The following is a 20767-nucleotide window of genomic DNA, read 5'->3' on the forward strand; positions in this document are numbered from 1 at the left end:
CCCCGCGTTACCAGACCAGGTCGTCTGGCACGCCGTCGCTGGACGAGTCCGCGGCGTCCGGGTCGACGACCAGAGCCAGAGCGTCCGGATCGACAGCCCTCACCTGATCGGCCACGGCGCGACTGACCAGGATGTAGCGCCCGGAGAACTGGATCACCCCCAGCTCGCCCGCGTTCAGTGCCAGCAACTGGCCCGCGTCGACGTAGACGCGACGGATCTTGCCGCCGTACTCGAAGTGGCGGGCCTGATCAGCCTCCGGCTTGTTCAGCGCCTGCCCCTCCAGGAGCTTCTGAACCTGGTTCCGGCGCTCGCGCTTGACACGCGCCCGCTCGGCCGCCTCCTGCTCCGCCTTGCGTCGCTCGGCGGCTTCGGCCTGCGCCCGGATGGCGTACGCCTTGGCCAGATCGATCTCGCTACTGTCGGCACGACGCCCGCCGTCGCGCCGACCGGTTTTGGCCGGCTTCGGCCTGGCCCCGGGCGGCGCGGCCCGACGCTCATCCCTGACCTGTTTGACGATGCCGCTCTTCAGCAGCTGGTCGCGCAAGGAGTCGCCCATGCTTCGATTCGTCTCCGTGATAATTCAGTAGTGCGGCGGCGGCGGCTCGTCTCGAGCGTCACTGCCAGCCCCGATCCGCACCGAAGCCAACTCGGTACGGAGGTCACGCACGATGCGCTCGAGTGCGGCAATCCGCAGTGCCTGTTCGGCGTCGGCGGTACCCAGCGCATGCACCGTGTCGTCGATGAAAGTCAGCCTGACCTCCAGTTCGGTCAGCCGCTGCTCGAGATCGGGACGGTCTGAAGCCATGCGGATCAGCCCCTGCTCAAACTACGGCCGCGGCCGATACCGTAATAGGCCAGCCCCGCCTCCTCTACCGCTGACGGAGCGTAGAGGTTGCGCCCATCAAAGATCACCGGGGTGCCCAGCGTCGCCTTGATACGGTCGAAATCGGGACTGCGGAAGGCCTTCCACTCGGTGACGATCGCCAGCGCATCGGCTCCGTCGAGCGCGTCGTACGGGTGCTCGCACAGCACCAGGTCGTCGCGATCGCCGTAAATGCGCCGGGTTTCGTCCGCAGCCTCCGGATCAAAGGCGCGCACGCGGACACCTGTCTCCCAGAGCATCTCCATGAGGCGTCGACTGGAAGCCTCGCGCATGTCATCGGTATTCGGCTTGAACGCCAGACCCCATAGCGCCACGGTCCTGCCGGCCAGCTGGCCATTGAAATGACGGTGGATCAGCTCGAACAGCTTTTCCTTCTGGTTCCGGTTGACCTGCTCCACGGCACCCAGCAGCCGCGCCTCGTAGCCATGGACCCGGGCGGTACGCTCCAGTGCCTGGACATCCTTGGGAAAACAGGAACCGCCATAGCCTGCCCCCGGGTAGATGAAGTGATAGCCGATGCGCGGATCCGAACCGATACCCTGCCGCACCAACTCCACGTCTGCGCCCACCCGCTCGGCGATATTGGCGATTTCGTTCATGAAGCTGATCTTGGTCGCCAGCATGGCGTTGGCCGCGTACTTGGTCAGTTCGGCCGAGCGGACGTCCATCAGCACGGTGCGGTCGTGGTTGCGATTGAACGGCGCGTAGAGCTTGCGCATCACCGCGACCGCCTTTTCACTGTCGCTGCCGAGCACAATACGATCCGGCCGGAGGCAGTCCTCGACAGCGTCGCCTTCCTTGAGGAACTCGGGGTTGGAGACCACATCGAACGGCACCTGCACGCCGCGCCTCGCGAGCTCTTCGGCGACCGCAGCGCGCACGCGGTCCGCGGTCCCCACCGGCACGGTGGACTTGTTGACGATCACCGCATAGCGATCGAGCCGGCGGCCAATCGTGCGAGCCACCGCCAGCACGTACTGAAGATCTGCGCTGCCATCCTCATCCGGCGGCGTGCCCACAGCGATGAAGATGATGTCACCGTGTTCGATGGCAGGATCCGCGTCCGTGGTGAACCCGAGACGCCCCTCCGCGAAGTTCCGGTGCACCAGTGGCTCCAGTCCCGGCTCGTATATCGGGATCTTCCCCTGCCTGAGACGGGACACCTTGCTCGCATCGACGTCGACGCAGACTACGTGATTGCCCATTTCCGCCAAGCACGCGCCGGTAACCAGACCTACGTATCCCGTGCCGAAGATGGTGACTTTCATCGAATGTCGTCTTTCCGCGGAAATCAGTCGCAAATTCTAGCAGCCCACGCCGCCGCTTCCCCATGAAAAAAGAGGGCGCGAATCGCTTCGCGCCCTCTTCCGGTTCAGCTCGGCGAAAGAACCTGGATCAGTTACCCGGGCCCGAGGCCTGACCTGCCGGGGTCGGACCGGTCTTCTCGAGCGTGACGTCGAAGATCAGCGTCTCGTTCGGCGGGAAGCCGTTACCCGGCTGCGCGCCGTAGGCCAGGCTCGACGGAATGAACAGCTTGTAGTGGGCGCCGGTCTGCATGAGCATCAGGCCCTCGCGGAAGCCGGGGATCACGCCAGCCAGCGGAATCGGCACCGAGGTCCCGCCCTTCGGTTCCGGATGGTCCGCCGAAGCATCGAACTTCTCGCCATTGACGAACGTGCCGGTATAGGCGATCTGCACCGTGTCGTTCGGGCCGGGGCGCGGGCCACTGCCGGCGGCAATCACCTCGTACTGCAGGCCGGAGGCCGTGGTCTTCACGCCCGGCTTGGTCTTGTTCTTGGCCAGGAACGCCTTGCCCTCGGACTCGTTCTGCGCGGCCACCTTCTCGTACTCGGCCTTCGCCTTGGCCTGCAGGTTGGCAATGAACGCCTGCTTGACCTGCTTGTACTCGTCCTCGCTCATCGTCGGCTTCTGGCCGGACAGCGCGGACTGCACGGCGCGTGCCACCGTGGCCGGATCGACCTCGTTACGCACCAGCGGCGGGAGCGAGCTGGCCAGGTCCCAACCCACCACGTAGCTGGCCTTGGTCTTGTCGACCTTGCCGGCCGCGGAGGACTTGGCTGCCTGCGCATGGGCGCCGGCGGTCATGCCCAGCGCCACGGCCAGAGCGGCCGCCGTGAGCGTGGGACGCAGAAAATGCTTCATTCGAGACTCCCTCATATGGAATATGCCGGCGGCGCCGGACAAGCCTCCGACCCGGAGACTGGCCGTTCATTGTGCGGCCGCCGCCAGCGCTTGGCAACGACGCGGGGCCTGCGACCCTTACCCCCGGAAAAGGTTCCCTGGCGCCCTCCCTCGGGCGGACGTGACAGGGGTCACGGCTTGGCGATCGTGTCCCGCAGGACCGCCTGCAGCCTGGCATGCACCTTGACCAGTCCCCGCCACAGCACCACCGCCAGGAGAACCCCCGCAGCCGCCAGCGACAGAGCGATACCGCGGGGCGGCAGGATGGTCGAGCCGAGCGCGCCCACCAGAACCGCCAGCGCGAACAATGTGGCCAGGGGAATCAGCCTGGCCAGCACGCCGCGGATGGCCCGAGTGTAGGCACCCGCGTGACGCTCCCGGATTCCCAGCTCGGCGAGCAACATGCCCAGCGCCTCTGCCTTGCGATAGACCGCGATCAGCAGCGGTAGCGACAGGAACAGCGCAGTCGCCCAGATCACCGTGTGCCGGGCGTCACGCGACAGACCCAGTTGCGAGAACCAGGCCCAGTTGTGGGCATTGACGTAAGCCCCCACCACGAACAGCGTCACCACGAGCATCACGTTCACCGCGATGTGCACGAGCAGGCGTCGCAGCATCGCGGCCACGGCGGCATTCTCATCGACCGGTCGCAGGTTTTCGAGCCAGCCGCTGTAGCTGGTGGCCAGCAGGCTGAGGGACGATGGCGCAACGCGTCGCAAGCCATCGACCAACCCGTCCGCCGAGCGGACCAGGTACGGCGACAGCGCCATGCAGATCACCGAGACGGCCACCGCGACCGGATAGATGAAGTTGCTGACCGCACCCAGCGACAGGCCCAGCGTCGCGATCACGAAGGAAAATTCGCCGATCTGCGCCATGCTGACGCCCGTGCGCACGGCGGTACGCGGGTCATGGCCAATCACGAACACGCCCAGACTGCAGGTCACCGTCTTGCCCACCATCACGACGGCGGCGATCAGCAACGCCGGCAGCGCATATTGCGCCAGCATGGCCGGATCGATCTTCAAGCCGATCGCCACGAAGAAGAGCGCCGCGAACATGTCGCGAAGCGGCTCGATCAGGTGCATCACCTGGCCCGCACTGCGCGCCTCGGCCACCACCGCGCCCATGAGGAATGCGCCGAGCGCCACGGAAAACCCCATCCAGGCGGCAAACAGGCTTGCCCCGAAACACAACCCCAGGGTGCTGACCAGCAGCACCTCGGACCGACCGAAGCCCGCCACGTAATCGACCAGCCGGGGCACCAGCAGCAGGCCGACGATCATCCCCGCCACGACGAAGAGTCCGAGATGGCCGATCAGCGTAAACGCCGTGGACGCCTCCACCGACCCGCCGATCGCCACGGCGGTGAGCATGGTCAGCAACACGATGGTCAGCATGTCCTCGGCGACCAGCAAACCGATGACCAGGCGCGCGAACGGGCGATCGCCCAGCCCCACTTCTGAAAGGGTCCGCGTCGCCACCATTGTGGACGACAGCGCGACGATGCCACCGAGGAACAAGGCATCGGTGCCACGCCAGCCAAAAGCCTCGCCCAGGCCGTAGCCGATCCAGAGCATCACCCCGACCTCGGCGACCGCGACGAGCAGGATGCCAAGCCCCACCTCACGCAGCTTGCGGATGCTGAACTCGAGACCGAGGGTGAACATCAGCAGCACGACGCCGAGATTGGAGATGTCGTCGATGGCGCGCGGATCAGCCACCAGTACGCCCGGGGTGTGGGGGCCGATGAGCACTCCGGCGAGGATGTATCCGAGCAGTACCGGCTGGCGCAGACGGTGAAACAGGATGGTCGTGGCACCAGCCACGATCATCACGATCGCCAAGTCGCGGATGAAGCCGATCTCGTGCATGCGCGGTCCCATGAGACGTGCACCCAGCTTAGTCGCTGGAGCCGACAGGCGGGTGCAATGGATGTCGAAGCGCTCCGCACGGGTCGGGTGAAAATTTTTCAAAATTTCGCTTGACGGAATCGCGAACCCTGCCTATTCTTTCGGGCTTCCAGCGGCGGGGCCATAGCTCAGCTGGGAGAGCGCCTGCATGGCATGCAGGAGGTCGGCGGTTCGATCCCGCCTGGCTCCACCAACTTATTAGTCCCCATCGTCTAGAGGCCTAGGACACCACCCTTTCACGGTGGCGACCGGGGTTCGAATCCCCGTGGGGACGCCAAGTTGGAGCCCGCCAGATCGCGAAAGCGATGGAAGTTTAGCTGTACCAAAATGTGGAGCGGTAGTTCAGTCGGTTAGAATGCTGGCCTGTCACGCCGGAGGTCGCGGGTTCGAGTCCCGTCCGCTCCGCCACTTACGAGAAGCCCGCCTTGTGCGGGTTTTTTGTTGCCCGCGATTCGTGCGGCGCGCACGCTCATGCCACCGGAGTCGGCGGCTCCAGCTCGCGCTCTAGCGTGCCAAGCGAGTGCCCCTGCTCGGCCAGATACTCCAGCCAGCGGGTCAGGAACCCATTCATCCGCAGACGGTGCTGCAGCACCGTGCGGGCCGGCGGAAACGGACCAAGCACCTGCCACAGGTGCCGTCCGGGATGGCAGTGCAGTGCCTCGGCCACATGCGCGTCCGTGTATACCCGCAGCTGCGCCGACGGCGTGCGCAGCCCGGTCTGTTCGTCGACCAGGTCGTAGGTCAGTTCCAGCTCGAGCGTGTACGGATGGCGTTCCAGCACCTGCAGGTGCACATCCAGACCGTCGTCGATGCTCGACACGTAGCGTCCGGGAGAGAGATCCCGGGGAGCAAAAAGTCGTGCAAGCCGATGATAGTTCTCGGCGTACAGCCCCATGAGGAACTCGAAGCGCCCGGGAAGCAGCGCGGTACGTCGATCCAGGACAACGCTCATACAGCCGGAAAGCTCCTCTGGAAATTCAGAACATGGTGCGCTCGATGCCGAAGCGCTCGAAGATCTTGCTGGCGATCTCCTCGATCGAAACATGCGTGGTATTGAGGCTGGGGATGGCCTCTCGACGCATGAGCTTCTCCGCCTGCGCCAACTCCCAGCGGCACTGCTCGATCGTGGCATAACGACTGTTGGCCCGACGCTGCTCGCGGATCTGCGCCAGACGCTGGGGGTCGATGGTGAGGCCGAACAGGCGGTCCCTGTAGGGGCGCAAGCGGGCTGGCAGCTCCAGCTTGTCCAGGTCGTCGTCCGTGAGCGGATAGTTGGCGGCACTCACCCCATAATGCAAGGCCATGTAGAGACAGGTCGGCGTCTTGCCCGAGCGGGACACGCCCACCAGGATCAGGTCGGCCTGGGCATAGTCGACGTCGATGCCGTCGTCGTGGGTGAGCGCATAGTTGGTCGCGTTGATGCGCGCCTCGTACTTGTCGAAGTCGACCAGCCCGTGCGAGCGGTTCACCGCCCCCGAGCGCTTCGCCCCCAATTCCACCTCCAGCGGGCCAATGAAGGGGGCAAACACATCCAGCATCAACGCTCCGCTGGTCGCCACGATATCGCACAAGGTTCGATCCGCCATGGTGTTGACCACGATCGGCCGCTGCCCCGTCTGCGCGTATCTCGTCTTGATGCGCAGTGCGGCTGCCTCGGCCTTTTTCGCGTCGTCCACGAACGGTAGGCGATGCTTGTCGAAGGCCATCCCCTCGAATTGCGCCAGGATGCTGTTGCCGATTGTCTCGGCAGTAATACCAGTTGAATCGGAAATGAAGAAAACAGTCCGCTGCATGATTCGATCCGAAAGAGGCTGTGTAGGGCGGTGGCTCACGTTAGCGCATGCCTGAGGCGCTGTGTTTCTTGATCCTCGGCTGACTGGTATGCAGGTGGAGCGGCGACGGATTGCATTGGTCTTCTTGTGCCATGCACCATCCGCAGCGGACAATACCAGTTCTTTGTGACCCGCTTTCGGCTGGTCGCACCGACCTACCCCACTTGAGTTCCGAGGAGATCCACCTTGAACGACCTGGTGCTTTGGCTTGACCAGCTTCGCATGACCGACCTGGGCAAGGTTGGTGGCAAGAATGCCTCGCTGGGCGAGATGATCGGCAACCTCAGCAAACTGGGTGTGTCGGTGCCGGGCGGTTTCGCCACCACGGCGGACGCCTTCCAGCAATACCTGGACAAGAGCGGTGTCGCGGCGCGCATCCGCGCCCGCCTGGAAGGCCTGGATGTGGAAGACGTCGATGCGTTGACCCGGGCCGGCAAAGAGATCCGCGAGTGGGTCACCGAAACGCCGCTGCCGGCCGACCTCGACCAGGCCATCCGCCGCGCCTACGCCAAGCTATGCAAGGACGCCGGCAGCGACGACATCGCGGTGGCCGTGCGCTCCTCCGCGACCGCCGAGGACCTGCCGGATGCCTCGTTCGCCGGCCAGCAGGAAACCTTCCTCAACGTCGTCGGCATCGAGGACGTCCTGCACAAGGTCAAGGAGGTGTTCGCCTCGCTCTACAACGACCGCGCCATCGCCTACCGCGTGCACCAGGGCTTCGCCCACGAGGACGTGTTCCTGTCCGCCGGCGTGCAGCTGATGGTGCGCTCGGACGTGGGAGCCTCCGGCGTGCTGTTCACGCTGGACACCGAGTCCGGCTTCCGCGACGTGGTGTTCGTCACCGGCTCCTACGGCCTCGGCGAGATGGTCGTGCAGGGTGCGGTCAACCCGGACGAATTCTACGTCTTCAAGCCCACGCTCAAGGCCGGCAAGCCCGCCCTGCTCCGCCGCAGCCTCGGCGCCAAGCAGCAGCGCATGGTGTATTCGGACCAGCCCGGCGAGCGCGTGCGGATCGAGGAAACCCCGGCCGAGCTGCGCAACCGCTTCTGCGTGACCGATGTCGACGTGCAGGAACTGGCCAAGCAGGCCCTCGTCATCGAGCAGCACTACGGCCGCCCGATGGACATCGAGTGGGCGAAGGACGGCAACACCGGCAAGCTCTACATCGTGCAGGCCCGCCCTGAAACGGTGAAGTCGCGCGCCCATGCCACCCAGCTCGAGCGCTTCCAGCTCCACGGCAAGGGCAAGGTGCTGGCCGAGGGCCGCGCGATCGGCCAGAAGATCGGCGCCGGCAAGGCCCGCCTGGTCAAGTCGCTGACGCAGATGAGCGAGTTCCAGGCCGGCGACGTGCTGGTCGCCGACATGACCGACCCGGACTGGGAGCCGATCATGAAGCGCGCCGCCGCGATCGTGACCAACCGCGGCGGCCGCACCTGCCACGCAGCGATCATCGCCCGCGAGCTGGGCGTGCCGGCGGTGGTGGGCACCGGCAACGCGCTGCAGTCGATCCCGGACGGCGCCGAAGTGACCGTGTCCTGCGCCGAGGGCGACACCGGCACGATCTACGAGGGCAAACTGCCGTTCGAGCGCATCACCGCCGACCTCGGCGCGATGCCCGAAGCCCCCCTGAAGATCATGATGAACGTGGCCAACCCGGAGCGCGCGTTCGACTTCGGCATGCTGCCGAACGCCGGCATCGGCCTGGCGCGGCTGGAGATGATCATCGCCAGCCACATCGGCGTGCATCCGAAGGCGCTGCTGGAATACAGCAAGCAGGACGCCGATACCAAGGCAAGGATCGATGAGCGGATGGCCGGCTACGCCGATCCGGTGTCGTTCTACGTCGACCGGCTGGGCGAAGGCATCGCCACCATCGCCGCCTCGGTCTACCCGAAGCCGGTCATCGTGCGCCTGTCCGACTTCAAGTCGAACGAGTACGCCGGCCTCGTCGGTGGCAGCCGCTACGAACCGCACGAAGAAAATCCGATGATCGGCTTCCGCGGTGCCAGCCGCTACGTCGACCCCAGCTTCGCCGAGGCCTTCGGGCTGGAGTGCAAGGCGGTCAAGCACGTGCGCGAAACCATGGGGCTGGACAACGTCTGGGTGATGATCCCGTTCGTGCGCACCCTGGCCGAAGGCCGCAAGGTGATCGAGGTGCTGGACGCCAACGGCCTCAAGCAGGGTGAGCACGGTCTGAAGGTCATCATGATGTGTGAGGTCCCCTCCAACGCCCTGCTGGCGGACGAGTTCCTCGAGATCTTCGACGGCTTCTCGATCGGTTCGAACGACCTGACCCAGCTCACCCTGGGCCTGGACCGCGATTCTTCGATCGTCGCCAGCCTGTTCGACGAGCGCGACCCGGCGGTAAAGAAGCTGCTGGCCATGGCGATCCAGACGGCACGTGCCAAGGGCAAGTACATCGGCATCTGCGGCCAGGGCCCGAGCGATCACCCCGACCTGGCCGAGTGGCTGATGGACCAGGGCATCGAATCGGTGTCGCTCAACCCCGACACGGTGGTCGATACCTGGCTGCGGCTGGCCAAGAAGAAGCGCGGCTAACCCGATCCGGAACATCGAAAAACAGGGCGGGGGCAACCCCGCCCTTTTTCTTTTTTTCCCGGCCATGACCGCGACGTCGTGCAGTGCAGCTTGCAGCCTTCCGGGCTCGCCCACTAGCGTCATACGCGCGTTTGACGCACGTGCATCGGGGCACGTTCCATCAGGTCACAGGGGCTCAACATGCGCACTACCGGGGGAAACCAGGCGGCAGAGACCCGGCGGCGACTGCTGGACGCCGCCGAGCACCTCTTCATCGACAGGGGCTACGAAGGCCTCTCGATGCGCCAGATCACCGCGCATGCCGGCACCAATCTGGCGGCCGTGAACTACCACTTCGGCAACAAGGACACCATGTTGCGCGAGCTGCTCTCCCAGCGGCTCGACCGGCTCAACGAGGAGCGCCTGCAGTTGCTTGATGCCTGTGAGGCCGCCGAGCAGTTGCCGGATTGCGAGACCATCCTGGGCATCCTCTTCGTGCCGGCCATGCAACTGGGGAGGGATCCCGACGCGGGGCCGGCCTTCCTGAGGCTGCTGGGCAGGGTCTACAGCGACGCCTCGCCGTTCATCCGCGACCATCTTCAGCAGCACTATCGGCCGATCTTCGGACGATTTTTCGATGCATTCGCACGTGCGCTGCCCCACGTGCCCCGCAGCGAGCTGGGCCTGCGGCTGCATTTCGCGCTCAAGTCACTCTCCGGGGTACTGGCGACTGACGACATGGACGAGCTCGTCGCCGAGCTGAGCATGGGCCAGTCGATCCCCGACACCGAACTGCTCGCCCGCCTGGTGGCGCTGGTCTCTCCAGCCCTCACCGCGCCCCTGGGTACCCCGGCGCAGGTGGAAAAGATCCACCGCCTGCAACAGCTCAGCCAGGTCCGGTCAATGGCGTGCAGTCGCAAACACACCCCTCCGGCCGCTCCTGCGGAAGCGTGACGCTTCGACTGAGCCGAAAATGAAAAAGCCCCGCATCGCTGCGGGGCCTTTCAATTGGCGGAGAGGGTGGGATTCGAACCCACGGTACGCTTACACGTACGCCTGATTTCGAGTCAGGTACATTCGACCACTCTGCCACCTCTCCAAAGGGGGCACGCGGTGGTTCGCGTGAGCCGGCAATGATACGCAGGCATGAGCGCCGTGACAACTGGGGATGCATCCGGCATGCTGCGCCGGTCAGCCACCGCCCGCCCCCATGATCGAATTCGGACACGGAACCCACGTCGGCCTGCGCCGCACGCGCAACGAGGACACCTACTACGCCGATCCTGACCTCGGGCTGTTCCTTGTTGCCGATGGTATGGGTGGGCACCAGCACGGCGAGGTCGCAGCCGCGCTTGCTCGCGATGCGGTGGTCGAGCAGATCCGCCGCGGGCAGCCTTTGCACGACGCGGTCCGACTTGCGGCGGAACAGCTGGAACAGCACGCGTATCGACGACGCGACACCCTGCCCATGGGAACGACACTGGCTGCTCTCCACCTGCACGATGAAGCCTATGACGTGGCCTGGGTCGGCGACAGCCGCATCTACCGGCTGGCCGGGGAGTTCCAGTTGATCAGCCACGACCACTCGCTGGTGCAGGAACTGGTCAACACCGGCCGGCTCGATCCGGAGCTCGCGGCGCGACATCCGCAGCGCAATGTGCTGACCCAGGCACTGGGCATCACCGCCGCCGGGCAACTGCACATAGGAGTCGCCGGCGGTCAGCAGCGCCCGGGCCACGCCTTCCTGCTATGCACCGACGGCCTGACCGATGGCCTCGACACCACGTCCCTGGCCGACCTGGTTCAACGGAGCGATCTGGCCGCGCAGGAATGCGTGGATCATCTGCTGCTGGCCGGTCTCGATGCGGGCGGCAACGACAACCTCACCGCGATCCTGATCCGCTTGCGCTAACCAGGTCAGACAGGAGTCACGGCTTCGCGGCGCCAGAGGCTGGTTCCCCCGGCGCTCTTGTCCAGGGCATCGAGCCGCTTTTCGTGCGCTGCCAGCTCGTCGGCCCCGGCCCGCAGCACCCGCGGGCGGCGCGAAAGCACCACTGGCGCCACCACTGCCGTCTGCTGTTCCTCGGATGCCTTCTCGAAACCCAGATCGAGCGCGACCTGACCCGAGGTCATGGCGATATAGACGTCCGCCAGCAACTGGCAGTCGATCAGGCCGCCGTGGAGCTCGCGGGCGGAGTTGTCCACGCCGAGACGCTTGCACAAGGCATCCAGGCTGTTGCGCTGGCCGGGATAGCGCTCGCGCGCCATCGCCAGGGTGTCGAGCACGGTGCATCGATCGCCGATCGTCCCGAGAGCGCCAGGGAGCCGCGCCAGCTCGGCATTCAGGAAGGCCAGGTCGAACACGGCGTTATGGATGATCAGTTCGGCGCCTTCGATGAAGGCCAGGAACTCCCCGGCCACATCGGCGAACCGCGGCTTGTCGAGCAGGAACTCGTCCTCGATGCCGGTGACCTGGCGCGCGCCCTCGTCTATCGCCCGATCCGGATTCAGATAGGTCTGGTAACGGCGCCCGGTCAGTCGACGCTCCACCATCTCCAGACAGGCGATCTCGATCAGCCGGTGTCCTTGACGCACCTCGAGGCCGGTCGTCTCGGTATCCAGCACAACCTGCCTCATGCGCGCCTCCTGTGCTGCTCGGCCTGCTCCCGTGCGGCTTCGTCGACACGCTCGTTCTCCGCATGCCCGTTGTGGCCACGCACCCAGTGCCAGCGAACCGTATGGCGGGCAGCGGCATCGGACAGACGCACCCAGAGATCCTGGTTCTTGACCGGCTTGCGGTCCGCGGTGCGCCAACCATTGGCGCGCCACTTCGGCACCCACTGCTCGATGCCCTGCATGACGTAGCGCGAATCGGTGGTCAGGTCGACGATACAGGGCCGGCTGAGAGCCTCCAGTGCAGCGATCGCGGCCATCAGCTCCATGCGATTGTTGGTGGTGTCCGGCTCGCCGTTGGCGAGCATGCGCTCCTTGCCCTTGGCACGCAGCAGCGCCGCCCAGCCACCCGGTCCCGGGTTCCCGAGGCAGGCACCATCGGTGAATGCTTCCACTTGCGTCAAAACGTTTCCTCTTGTTCTCGGATTGCTCAGGCGATGTTCCGCCGGGCACCGGGGGCCAGCCGCCCGTCCACCGGAGCACGAATCGGCCGCGGCACCAGCCGCAATGGCGCGGCTGCCCGCCGACGCTTGCGGGCCATCAGGACATACCCTCCGCCCAAGGCATCGCCGAGGGCGGCCGCGGCATCGGCCACCGGCCACACGGGCCCCAGTCGGCGCACGCACTCCACCTGCATGTCACGCCGCCGCAACCACTCACCCAGCTGCAACGGCATGTGGAGACGCAGGGCCTGTCGGCGCGCCCGCCAGGCCAGCCAGGGTAGCCAAAGGCTGAGGGGATGCAGCCCGCTGACGGCAAGCATTCCACCGGGCGCCAGTACCCTCAACGACTCGTCCAGCAAGGCCATCGGCGCAGCAGCCGCTTCCAGCGCATGCCTGAGGACAACCAGCTCGAACGCATCATCCAGAAATGGCAATGATTCGTCGCTTCGGCCGGCGATGTCGCCGCTGTAGCGCGTTCCGGCTACGGCGAGCCGGGTCCAGCAGGACAGCATCGGCACAGCCGGCAGCTGATCCTGTTCAATGGCCGATACCAGCAGGCCGTGATCGCCGCGACAACGCTGCAGGTCGGGAGTCAGTCCGCGCACCTCATCTTCCAGCAGGCGCCGCAAGGGTGCGCTGGCATAGATGTCAGGGAAGGCAGCGGACATGCGATGCACCTGTGGGCCGATCGGTCGCAGTGTAGCGGTTGACCGCCCTGACCGGCAGCTGCACGCGACGCGTGGAAGTTAACGCCCGACTAACGAGCCTCCCTCTGCTCCAAGGCTATAGTCGGCGGCCGGACTTTGCTGCCATCCGCTACGGAGGGCGCATACGCCCCGCCTGGAGAGAGCTTTGCACCTGATGGCGCTACCGGCCCTGGCCGACAACTACATCTGGCTGATGCATGACGACCAGGGACGCGCAGCGGTGGTCGACCCCGGCGACGCCGACGTCGTGGAAAAGGCCCTGGCCGAGCATGAGCTCTCCCTGCACGCCATCCTGCTGACCCACCACCACCAGGACCACATCGGCGGAGTGGCGCAGTTGCGGCAGTCCCATCCGGTGGAGATTCACGCACCGGGCGACCCACGAATCGATCACGTCAACCAGCGGGTCGCCGATGGTGACGTGGTAGAGCTGTTCGGACCGGATGTTCGTCTGGAGGTACTCGCCGTTCCCGGACACACCCTGAGCCACATCGCCTATGTGGGCGCGGGTTGGCTCTTCTGCGGCGACACGCTTTTCAGCCTCGGTTGTGGGCGGCTGTTCGAAGGCAGTCCGGAGCAGATGCTCGCTTCGCTCGATCGCCTGTCTGCACTGCCACCAGGCACTCAGGTCTGCTGTGCGCACGAATACACCGCATCGAATGGGCGCTTTGCGCTGGAAGTGGAACCGGAGAATCCCGATCTGGCCGAACGACTCGCCGAGGTAGCGAGGCTTCGCGGCCTGTCCCTGCCCACCTTGCCGGTGCCTCTGGCACGCGAGCTGGAGACCAATCCATTCCTTCGGATCGATCGTCCGGCCCTGGTGCGCTGGGGTGAGCGGAACGGCGTGGCAACGAGCGACCGCATCGGGCGCTTCGCCGCCCTGCGCCAGGCCAAGGACCATTTCCGGGGATGAGCCGACCACTGGAGAGACGCGTCAGCCGGCTCGTCCCGCTGACCGCCCTGCTGCTGGCTTCCTGTGCAGCCATCCCTCCTGCGCCGCCGCGCCCTCCAGTTGCGCGGCCACCGGCCCCGAGCGCAGAGGCCGCACCGCCCTCTGCCGTGCAGGCAGCAGGGAAAGAACAACCGCAGCCCACCGACCTGTGGACGGCCCTGCGGGCCAGTTTCGCCATGGACGACTGCGATGGCGACCCGGCCATCGAACATTGGGCCAGACGTTTCACAGCGAACCGGACGGGTTTCGAACATCACCTGCGGTCTTCCCTGCCGCGACTGCGCTTCATTCAGTCCATCGCCGCCAAGCACGACGTCGCCGGCGAGTTCGTATTGTTACCGTGGGTGGAAAGCCGCTATCGCCCAGTACACGGGCACGGCGGACAGCCCGGTGGAATGTGGCAGATCGTGCCGGCGACGGCGGGCACACTCGGACTGAAGGTCGGCCGCCGCTTCGACGGGCGTATGGACGTCGAGGCATCCACCGAAGCGGTCATGACCATGCTGCACAGGTACTACCAGCAGTTCGGTGACTGGCGCCTGGTCGATTACGCATTCAATGCCGGCGAGTTCTCAGTACGGAGACTCGTAGCTGCCCACGGTACGCCATCGCCCAGCCCGGTAATCCCGCAATTGCCGGTCAGGCGGGTCACCCGCGAGCACCTGATCAAATTGCTCGCGATCGCCTGCGTGGTGCGCGAACCCGCGCGATTTGGGGTCACGCTGCCGACACTTCCCGCGGACGAGCACCTGGTGGCGGTACCTGTCGAACACCCAATGACGGTCAGCACCGCCGCCGCGCACGCCGGGATATCGGTGGAGGCACTACGCCGTTACAACGCCGGGTTTCTCGACAACCGCATCGATCCGGCACATGCCAGCTCGCTGATGCTGCCGGGCAATCGCGTCGAGCAATTCGTCGATGCCATGCGCAAAGCCGGCGCCGCGGCTGACGCCCCTCCTCCGCTGCATCCGATGGAACACACCGTCCGCAAGGGAGAGAGCCTCTGGGCAATCGCACACCAGTACGGGCTGTCGGTGCGAGAGCTGGCGCGGTGGAATTCGCTGCACGGCAACCGGATCCATCCGGGACAGACGCTCCGCCTGGAGCCACCCGGCAACTAGCTCCGGACTCCATCGCCGGAAAAGCAGAAGCGGCCAAAAGGCCGCTTCTGCTTTTCCGCTTCAAGTCACCTGCAGGATCAGAGCCGGTCCTTGAAAATGGTGATTTCAGTTCGGGACCTTAGCTGGCCGATGAACTCCTGAGTCGCCTCTGCACCATAGGCCTTGACCATCTGGCCACGCAGCATCTCGCGCTCCTCGGGACGAATCTTGCTCATGTCCGCCCCTTCCACCTTGTCCAGGGCGAGCAGCGCAAAACTGCCATCATCCAACTCGACTTCGGTGAACTCGGGCTTGCCCGACTGCGGGTGCGGCATCAGGAATGCCTTCTTCTCGAGCGCGGGCGACAAGCTCGGCTGGAGTCGCATGACGCCATCGACCTTCTGGACCTTCGCCCCCACCGAGTCCGCCACCGCATCGAGCGACTCCCCCTTCTGGAGGCGAGCGAGCAGTGCATCCGCCTGCTTCTTCGCCGCCGCGGTTTCACGCTGGGCGATCACCCTTTGGCGAACCGCATCCTCGACTTCGGCCAGCGGCTTGGTGGACGCGGCCACGTGCTTGTCGACACGAATAACCACGGCATGCCCGGTACCGAGCTCGATCAGATTGGAATTGTTGCCCTGGGCCAGAACGTCATCGCTGAAAGCCGCCTTGAGCACCTTCGGATCGGCTGCGATACCCGGACCACCTGCCCGCGAGAACAGTGGGGTCGACTGGATCTTCAGGCCCAGTTCCTGCGCCGCCGGTTCCAGCGAGGATGGGTTCTGATAGGTCTTGTCAGTAAGCTTGCCCGCCAGATCGTTGTACACCCGATCCTTGGAGCCGGCCTCCGCCTCCTTGAGCAACTCGTCGCGCACTTGCTCGAATGGCTTGGCGACTCCGCTGCGCACATCGCGCAGCCAGATGATGTGGTAGCCCTCGTCCGACAGCACCGGCTGAGAGATCTGGCCCTTCTGCATCTTGAACATGGCCTCGTCAAACGCGGGCGTGGTCACGCCCTTCTCCAGCCAACCGAGATCGCCCCCTTGGCGCTTCGAGCCGAGATCGTCCGAATACTGCTGCGCGAGTTTGGCGAAATCGGCGGGCGTAGCCTCCGAAGCGATCTTCTTTGCCTTGTCCAGAGCCGCCTTCTGCTGGTCCGGCGTGGCATTCTTCGGAACATTGACCAGGATGTGCGAGACCAGCCGCTGTTCGGGCTGCACGAACTTCGCCTTCTCATCCTGGTAACGCTTGCGCAGGTCTTCGTCCGAAGGCGGAGCCGCAGGCTTCAGATCCGCCTCGTTGACCTCGATGTACTGCAGGGAAACCTGCTCGGGAATGCCGAACTGGTCCTTGTGCTGGTCGTAGTACGCCTGCGCCTGGGCGCTGGTCACCGGCGCGTCGTCGATCTTCGGCTGGGGCAGCTGGGCATACCTGACATCGCGCCGCTGCAGGCGCAGGTTGAGGAAGCGGTCCACGTCGGCCGCAGTGACGATCGCACCGGCCGTTATCGCATCGGGAATCAATGACGGCTCCAGCGATGCCTGCACCTCGCTCTGGAACATTTCCGGGGTCTTGCCCTGCATCGACAGCACGGTCCGATAGGTGGTCGCATCGAATTTTCCATCGAGCTGGAACGCCGGAATCGCCAAGATGAAGTCACGCAGTGCCTGGCTGGACACCACCATGCCAAGATCGCTGTTCGCCTTCTCCAGCAGCTTCTCGTCGATAAGCTGGTTCAGGATCGCCAGCTTGGTTGACGGCTGCTCGAAGATGCTCCCGTCGAAATTGTCACCCTGCTGCTGGCTGGCGGTCTGCCGGGCCTGGTTCAAGCGGTTCTGGAACTGCTGCTGGCTGATTTCCTGCTTGCCCACCTTCGCGACAAACGTGTCGTTGCGCGACATGAAGTAGGACTCGATGCCGAAGAACGACATGGCAAAAACAGCAACGCCCAGAATGACGATGGATGGCCATCCGTGCATCTTGTTACGCAGAGCCTGCAGCATGGAGATGTTCCCGAGGATCGTGTTCGGCGCGCAAAGCGCGGTGCTCAAATGACAAGGGCGCCACGCGGGCGCCCTTGCTAACTCTGGCGGAGCGGACGGGACTCGAACCCGCGACCTCCGGCGTGACAGGCCAGCATTCTAACCGACTGAACTACCGCTCCGCATGTTTTCTGGTGGGTGCTGTAGGGATCGAACCTACGACCCTCGCCTTGTAAGGGCGACGCTCTACCGCTGAGCTAAGCACCCGAAACCAAGCAGCTAGCCGCTTAGTTTAGGGCATCCTTCAGGGTCTTGCCAGCCTTGAACGCCGGGACCTTCGAAGCCTTGATCTTGATCGTCTCGTTGGTGCGCGGGTTGCGACCGGTGCGAGCAGCGCGCTTGCGGACGGTGAAGGTACCGAAGCCGACGACGGACACGTCGTCGCCCTTCTTGAGGGCCTTCTGCACGGTTTCGAAGAAAGCCTCGAGCGCGCGGCCAGCGTCAGCCTTGGTCAGCTCGGCCTTGTCGGCAATCGCATTGATCAGATCAGTTTTGTTCATTGAGACACTCCCTTAAACGGTTTGCGGCCCGCGTGGTCAGTTGGGACTGAGACAACGCCGACATGGATGGTTGGCTCCGCATTGGCGCCGTCCGCTACCCCGCATCACTGCGCGAAAAATGAAGGCGCGGGGATTGCGGTACGCCTTTATACCAGTGGCTCGCGCAACTCCGCAATACAAGTCGCAGCAAGGGTTCCGGGCGTTCCTGGGGGTGTTCGCCAAGAGACTTCGGATGCTTGACAGAAGACCGGAAACATAGCTTTGGCGGGGCACCTTTCTTGCTTCGCGACAACAAAAAAGCGCCCGGTCGAACCGGGCGCTTCCAGATGGGAACGACGAGGAACTCAGTGCGTCCGCGAGGTGCTCGTCGCAGCGTCGTCGCCCTTTACTTCGACCTTGGCGATCTCGCCACCGGCCGCCGTCGGTTGCAAGGGGCGCTCGAGCGCAATGTCCAGCACCTGGTCGATCCAACGCACAGGGTGGATCTCCAGCGAGCGGGTGATGTTTGCCGGGATATCCGTCAGGTCCTTCTTGTTCTCCTCCGGGATGATCACCGTCGTGATCCCCCCCCTGTGAGCGGCCAGCAGCTTCTCCTTGAGACCACCGATCGGCAGCACGCGCCCACGCAGGGTAATCTCGCCGGTCATGGCCACCTCCGAGCGGACCGGTACCTTGGTGAGCGCGGATACCAGGGCGGTACACATCGCGATACCAGCACTGGGACCATCCTTCGGCGTCGCCCCCTCAGGCACATGGATATGCATATCTAGCTTCTGATGGAAATCCGGATCGATCCCCAACGCCTCGGCCCTAGCCCGCACCACTGACAGCGCCGCCTGGATCGATTCCTTCATCACGTCACCGAGCTGACCGGTATGCACCAGCTTGCCCTTGCCGGGAACGATCGAGGCTTCGATGCTCAGCAGGTCGCCGCCCACCTGGGTCCAGGCCAGACCGGTCACCAGACCGACCTCGTTCTGCAGCTCCTTGCGGCCAAAATCAAACCGGCGCACGCCCAGATAGTGTTCGAGGTTCTCACTCGACACGACCACACCAGCGGGCTTGCGCCTGGCCTTCGCCTTGGCCGCAGAGGATGCCTTGCCTTTCGCCGCCTTCACCTCGCCGAGCGTGAGCTCCTTCACCACCTTGCGGCAGATCTTGGACACCTCGCGTTCGAGATTGCGCACGCCGGACTCGCGCGTGTAGTAGCGCACAGCATCGCGCAACGCCTCTTCCTCGATGGTCAGCTCGCCTTCCTTGAGGCCATTCGCCTTGAGCTGCTTGGGCAGGAGGTAGCGCTGGGCGATCGCCAGCTTCTCATCCTCGGTGTAACCCGGAATGCGGATGACTTCCATGCGGTCCAGCAGTGGACCGGGAATGTTCAGGGAGTTGGCGGTGGCAATCCACATGACCTCCGAGAGATCGAGATCGACCTCCAGGTAGTGATCGTTGAAGGCATTGTTCTGCTCCGGGTCGAGTACCTCCAACAGCGCCGACGAGGGATCGCCGCGGAAATCCATCGACATCTTGTCGATCTCGTCGAGCACGAACAACGGATTCTTGCTGCCCACCTTGTTGAGGTTCTGCACGATCCGGCCCGGCATCGAACCGATGTAGGTCCGGCGATGCCCCCGGATCTCCGCCTCATCGCGTACGCCGCCGAGGCTCATCCGGACGAACTTGCGGTTGGTCGCTTTGGCGATCGACTGGCCGAGCGACGTCTTGCCCACGCCGGGCGGACCCACCAGGCAGAGAATCGGGCCCTTCATGGTGTTGACGCGTTGCTGCACAGCCAGGTACTCGAGGATGCGCTCCTTGACCTTCTCCAGACCGAAGTGATCAGCATCGAGCACCTCCTGCGCGAGCTGCAGGTCCTTGCGCACCTTGGACCGCTTCTTCCAGGGCACGCCCAGCAGCCAGTCGAGATAGTTGCGCACCACGGTGGCCTCGGCCGACATCGGTGACATCTGGCGCAGCTTGGAAAATTCCTGCTTGGCCTTGGCAAGCACTGCCTTCGGCATGCCCGCCGATTCGATCCGCCGCTGAAGCTCCTCGACCTCGTTCGGCCCCTCCTCGCCCTCACCCAGCTCCTTCTGGATCGCCTTCATCTGCTCGTTGAGGTAGTACTCGCGCTGGCTCTTCTCCATCTGCGACTTCACCCGGCCACGGATGCGCTTTTCCACCTGCTGCAGATCCATCTCGCCATCGACCAGCCCGATCAGCAACTCAAGGCGCTGGCCGACGTCCGCCGTCTCAAGCACCTTCTGCTTGTCCGCCATGCGTACGGTGAGATGGGCGGCGATCGAATCGGCCAGGCGCGACGGATCCTCGATGCCGGACAATGTCGCCAGCACCTCGGGCGGCAACTTGCGGCTCTGCTTGACCAATTGCTCGAACAGCGACACCAGCGTGCGTGACACCACGTCGAGCTCACGCTCCTTGGAGCTGTAGATCGGCTCGATGACGTGCGAACGGGCCATCAGCATGCCCGCCTCGTCGGTGTACTGCTCGATCGCCACGCGCGCCTGACCCTCGACCAGCACCTTGACGGTGCCGTCGGGCAGCTTGAGCAACTGCAGTACGCCCGCAAGCGTTCCGACCTCGTGCAGATCGGCAATCTCCGGATCGTCGATGTCGGGGCTCTTCTGCGCGACCAGCAGGATCTGGCGCTCACCCTCCATCGCACGCTCGAGAGCTCGCATCGATTTGTCGCGGCCGACGAACAGTGGAATCACCATGTGGGGGTAAACAACCACATCACGAAGCGGCAACACCGGCAGCGCATCAAGCGGAGCCGGCGTACCCGCAGTGACCGGGTTGGTAGAGGCGTTCTTTGCCATGGAGCAGTCTCGATTAAGGCTCGCCCCGACACTGCGCCGGGGACTCCAAGTCGTCAAGTGGAGGCGGGACTCCCCGGGTACAAGCCCGTGAAGACGCTCGAAAAAAGAAAGCCCGGCCGTAGGCCGGGCTGTCGCAGGC

At 64.7% G+C, this 20767-nt stretch carries 18 protein-coding genes and 6 tRNA genes; 8 read left to right on the plus strand and 16 right to left on the minus strand.

All coding sequences use genetic code 11. The features are described from left to right. Positions 1–7: 7 nt before the first annotated feature. The 5 genes from C693_RS0104900 to C693_RS0104920 form a co-directional block, all read right to left on the minus strand. Positions 8–556, minus strand: a complete 549-nt coding sequence (locus C693_RS0104900) for a DUF2058 domain-containing protein (RefSeq protein WP_017461141.1) — start codon at positions 554–556, stop codon at positions 8–10. Positions 557–580: 24 nt separating this feature from the next. Beyond that, the gene (locus C693_RS0104905; protein WP_017461142.1) at positions 581–805 is read right to left on the minus strand and encodes a SlyX family protein; all 225 of its coding nucleotides are present in this window, start codon (positions 803–805) and stop codon (positions 581–583) included. 5 nt (positions 806–810) lie between these two features. Then, positions 811–2151 carry a UDP-glucose dehydrogenase family protein gene (locus C693_RS0104910; RefSeq protein ID WP_026107190.1) on the minus strand — a complete coding sequence of 447 codons (1341 nt, stop codon included), beginning with the start codon at positions 2149–2151 and terminating at the stop codon, positions 811–813. A gap of 127 nt (positions 2152–2278) precedes the next feature. Next, positions 2279–3046 carry an FKBP-type peptidyl-prolyl cis-trans isomerase gene (locus C693_RS0104915; protein ID WP_017461144.1) on the minus strand — a complete coding sequence of 256 codons (768 nt, stop codon included), beginning with the start codon at positions 3044–3046 and terminating at the stop codon, positions 2279–2281. Between the two features lie 170 nt (positions 3047–3216). Further along, positions 3217–4959, minus strand: coding sequence for a cation:proton antiporter (locus tag C693_RS0104920; protein WP_026107191.1), 1743 nt, complete (start codon positions 4957–4959; stop codon positions 3217–3219). A 156-nt stretch (positions 4960–5115) separates the two neighbouring features. Here C693_RS0104920 and C693_RS0104925 point away from each other — a divergent pair. The 3 genes from C693_RS0104925 to C693_RS0104935 all read left to right on the plus strand — a co-directional run bounded on the left by C693_RS0104925 (position 5116) and on the right by C693_RS0104935 (position 5406). Beyond that, positions 5116–5191, plus strand: a tRNA-Ala gene (locus tag C693_RS0104925). Between the two features lie 8 nt (positions 5192–5199). Next, positions 5200–5275: transfer RNA gene (locus C693_RS0104930), tRNA-Glu, on the plus strand. Positions 5276–5329: 54 nt separating this feature from the next. Beyond that, positions 5330–5406 (plus strand) — tRNA-Asp (locus C693_RS0104935). A gap of 61 nt (positions 5407–5467) precedes the next feature. Here the strand turns inward: C693_RS0104935 and C693_RS0104940 are convergent. Together C693_RS0104940 and ppsR are read right to left on the minus strand one after the other, a co-directional pair. Then, positions 5468–5950, minus strand: coding sequence for a DUF1249 domain-containing protein (locus C693_RS0104940; protein WP_017461146.1), 483 nt, complete (start codon positions 5948–5950; stop codon positions 5468–5470). A gap of 25 nt (positions 5951–5975) precedes the next feature. Further along, positions 5976–6791 (minus strand): posphoenolpyruvate synthetase regulatory kinase/phosphorylase PpsR, encoded by an 816-nt coding sequence (gene ppsR, locus C693_RS0104945; RefSeq protein WP_026107192.1) that lies wholly within the window; start codon positions 6789–6791, stop codon positions 5976–5978. Between the two features lie 225 nt (positions 6792–7016). On the opposite strand from ppsR, the gene ppsA reads away from it, so the two are divergent. Both ppsA and C693_RS21110 read left to right on the plus strand, forming a co-directional pair. Further along, a complete protein-coding gene (gene ppsA, locus C693_RS0104950; RefSeq protein WP_017461148.1) occupies positions 7017–9389 on the plus strand; it encodes a phosphoenolpyruvate synthase in 2373 nt (790 codons plus the stop codon). Between the two features lie 180 nt (positions 9390–9569). Then, a complete protein-coding gene (locus C693_RS21110) occupies positions 9570–10322 on the plus strand; it encodes a TetR/AcrR family transcriptional regulator (RefSeq protein WP_017461149.1) in 753 nt (250 codons plus the stop codon). 55 nt (positions 10323–10377) lie between these two features. Here C693_RS21110 and C693_RS0104960 read toward each other — a convergent pair. Then, positions 10378–10467 (minus strand) — tRNA-Ser (locus C693_RS0104960). A 111-nt stretch (positions 10468–10578) separates the two neighbouring features. On the opposite strand from C693_RS0104960, the gene C693_RS0104965 reads away from it, so the two are divergent. Further along, positions 10579–11280, plus strand: coding sequence for a PP2C family protein-serine/threonine phosphatase (locus C693_RS0104965; RefSeq protein WP_017461150.1), 702 nt, complete (start codon positions 10579–10581; stop codon positions 11278–11280). A gap of 5 nt (positions 11281–11285) precedes the next feature. Here C693_RS0104965 and dnaQ read toward each other — a convergent pair whose 3' ends face one another. From dnaQ to C693_RS0104980, 3 genes are read right to left on the minus strand one after another with little or no spacing between them, the layout of a single operon-like run. Continuing rightward, positions 11286–12005: a DNA polymerase III subunit epsilon gene (dnaQ, locus tag C693_RS0104970; RefSeq protein ID WP_017461151.1), complete on the minus strand. Its 720-nt coding sequence runs from the start codon at positions 12003–12005 to the stop codon at positions 11286–11288. Beyond that, positions 12002–12445: a ribonuclease HI gene (gene rnhA, locus C693_RS0104975; protein WP_017461152.1), complete on the minus strand. Its 444-nt coding sequence runs from the start codon at positions 12443–12445 to the stop codon at positions 12002–12004. The genes dnaQ and rnhA overlap by 4 nt, the downstream gene beginning before the upstream one ends. 26 nt (positions 12446–12471) lie before the next feature. Continuing rightward, positions 12472–13152, minus strand: a complete 681-nt coding sequence (locus tag C693_RS0104980; RefSeq protein WP_017461153.1) for a methyltransferase domain-containing protein — start codon at positions 13150–13152, stop codon at positions 12472–12474. A 184-nt stretch (positions 13153–13336) separates the two neighbouring features. Here C693_RS0104980 and gloB point away from each other — a divergent pair, with 184 nt between their 5' ends. Together gloB and C693_RS0104990 are read left to right on the plus strand one after the other, a co-directional pair. Then, a complete protein-coding gene (gloB, locus tag C693_RS0104985; protein WP_017461154.1) occupies positions 13337–14104 on the plus strand; it encodes a hydroxyacylglutathione hydrolase in 768 nt (255 codons plus the stop codon). Beyond that, positions 14101–15267, plus strand: a complete 1167-nt coding sequence (locus C693_RS0104990) for a LysM peptidoglycan-binding domain-containing protein (protein ID WP_241762633.1) — start codon at positions 14101–14103, stop codon at positions 15265–15267. Before gloB ends, C693_RS0104990 begins: the two co-directional genes overlap by 4 nt. 77 nt (positions 15268–15344) lie before the next feature. On the opposite strand, the gene C693_RS0104995 is transcribed toward C693_RS0104990, so the two are convergent. The 5 genes from C693_RS0104995 to lon all read right to left on the minus strand — a co-directional run bounded on the left by C693_RS0104995 (position 15345) and on the right by lon (position 20628). Then, positions 15345–17249, minus strand: coding sequence for a SurA N-terminal domain-containing protein (locus C693_RS0104995; protein ID WP_017461156.1), 1905 nt, complete (start codon positions 17247–17249; stop codon positions 15345–15347). 84 nt (positions 17250–17333) lie between these two features. Next, positions 17334–17410, minus strand: a tRNA-Asp gene (locus C693_RS0105000). A gap of 10 nt (positions 17411–17420) precedes the next feature. Then, a tRNA-Val gene (locus tag C693_RS0105005) sits at positions 17421–17495 on the minus strand. A gap of 20 nt (positions 17496–17515) precedes the next feature. Continuing rightward, the gene (locus C693_RS0105010) at positions 17516–17788 is read right to left on the minus strand and encodes an HU family DNA-binding protein (RefSeq protein ID WP_017461157.1); all 273 of its coding nucleotides are present in this window, start codon (positions 17786–17788) and stop codon (positions 17516–17518) included. A gap of 344 nt (positions 17789–18132) precedes the next feature. Beyond that, complete coding sequence (gene lon / locus C693_RS0105015) at positions 18133–20628, minus strand: endopeptidase La (protein ID WP_026107193.1); 2496 nt, start codon at positions 20626–20628, stop codon at positions 18133–18135. Between the last annotated feature and the right edge of the window lie 139 nt (positions 20629–20767).

Origin of the sequence: Dyella ginsengisoli LA-4, assembly GCF_000334915.1 — a bacterium.
GTDB lineage: Bacteria > Pseudomonadota > Gammaproteobacteria > Xanthomonadales > Rhodanobacteraceae > Dyella_A > Dyella_A ginsengisoli_A.

What these genes read in the sequence shown, in the direction of transcription:
- C693_RS0104900 (WP_017461141.1), bottom strand. Translation starts at nt 556, where the DNA reads ATGGGCGACTCCTTGCGCGACCAGCTGCTGAAGAGCGGCATCGTCAAA.
- C693_RS0104905 (WP_017461142.1), bottom strand. Translation starts at nt 805, where the DNA reads ATGGCTTCAGACCGTCCCGATCTCGAGCAGCGGCTGACCGAACTGGAG.
- C693_RS0104910 (WP_026107190.1), bottom strand. Translation starts at nt 2,151, where the DNA reads ATGAAAGTCACCATCTTCGGCACGGGATACGTAGGTCTGGTTACCGGC.
- C693_RS0104915 (WP_017461144.1), bottom strand. Translation starts at nt 3,046, where the DNA reads ATGAAGCATTTTCTGCGTCCCACGCTCACGGCGGCCGCTCTGGCCGTG.
- C693_RS0104920 (WP_026107191.1), bottom strand. Translation starts at nt 4,959, where the DNA reads ATGCACGAGATCGGCTTCATCCGCGACTTGGCGATCGTGATGATCGTG.
- C693_RS0104940 (WP_017461146.1), bottom strand. Translation starts at nt 5,950, where the DNA reads ATGAGCGTTGTCCTGGATCGACGTACCGCGCTGCTTCCCGGGCGCTTC.
- ppsR (WP_026107192.1), bottom strand. Translation starts at nt 6,791, where the DNA reads ATGCAGCGGACTGTTTTCTTCATTTCCGATTCAACTGGTATTACTGCC.
- C693_RS21110 (WP_017461149.1), top strand. Translation starts at nt 9,570, where the DNA reads ATGCGCACTACCGGGGGAAACCAGGCGGCAGAGACCCGGCGGCGACTG.
- C693_RS0104965 (WP_017461150.1), top strand. Translation starts at nt 10,579, where the DNA reads ATGATCGAATTCGGACACGGAACCCACGTCGGCCTGCGCCGCACGCGC.
- dnaQ (WP_017461151.1), bottom strand. Translation starts at nt 12,005, where the DNA reads ATGAGGCAGGTTGTGCTGGATACCGAGACGACCGGCCTCGAGGTGCGT.
- C693_RS0104980 (WP_017461153.1), bottom strand. Translation starts at nt 13,152, where the DNA reads ATGTCCGCTGCCTTCCCTGACATCTATGCCAGCGCACCCTTGCGGCGC.
- C693_RS0104990 (WP_241762633.1), top strand. Translation starts at nt 14,101, where the DNA reads ATGAGCCGACCACTGGAGAGACGCGTCAGCCGGCTCGTCCCGCTGACC.
- C693_RS0104995 (WP_017461156.1), bottom strand. Translation starts at nt 17,249, where the DNA reads ATGCTGCAGGCTCTGCGTAACAAGATGCACGGATGGCCATCCATCGTC.
- C693_RS0105010 (WP_017461157.1), bottom strand. Translation starts at nt 17,788, where the DNA reads ATGAACAAAACTGATCTGATCAATGCGATTGCCGACAAGGCCGAGCTG.
- lon (WP_026107193.1), bottom strand. Translation starts at nt 20,628, where the DNA reads ATGGCAAAGAACGCCTCTACCAACCCGGTCACTGCGGGTACGCCGGCT.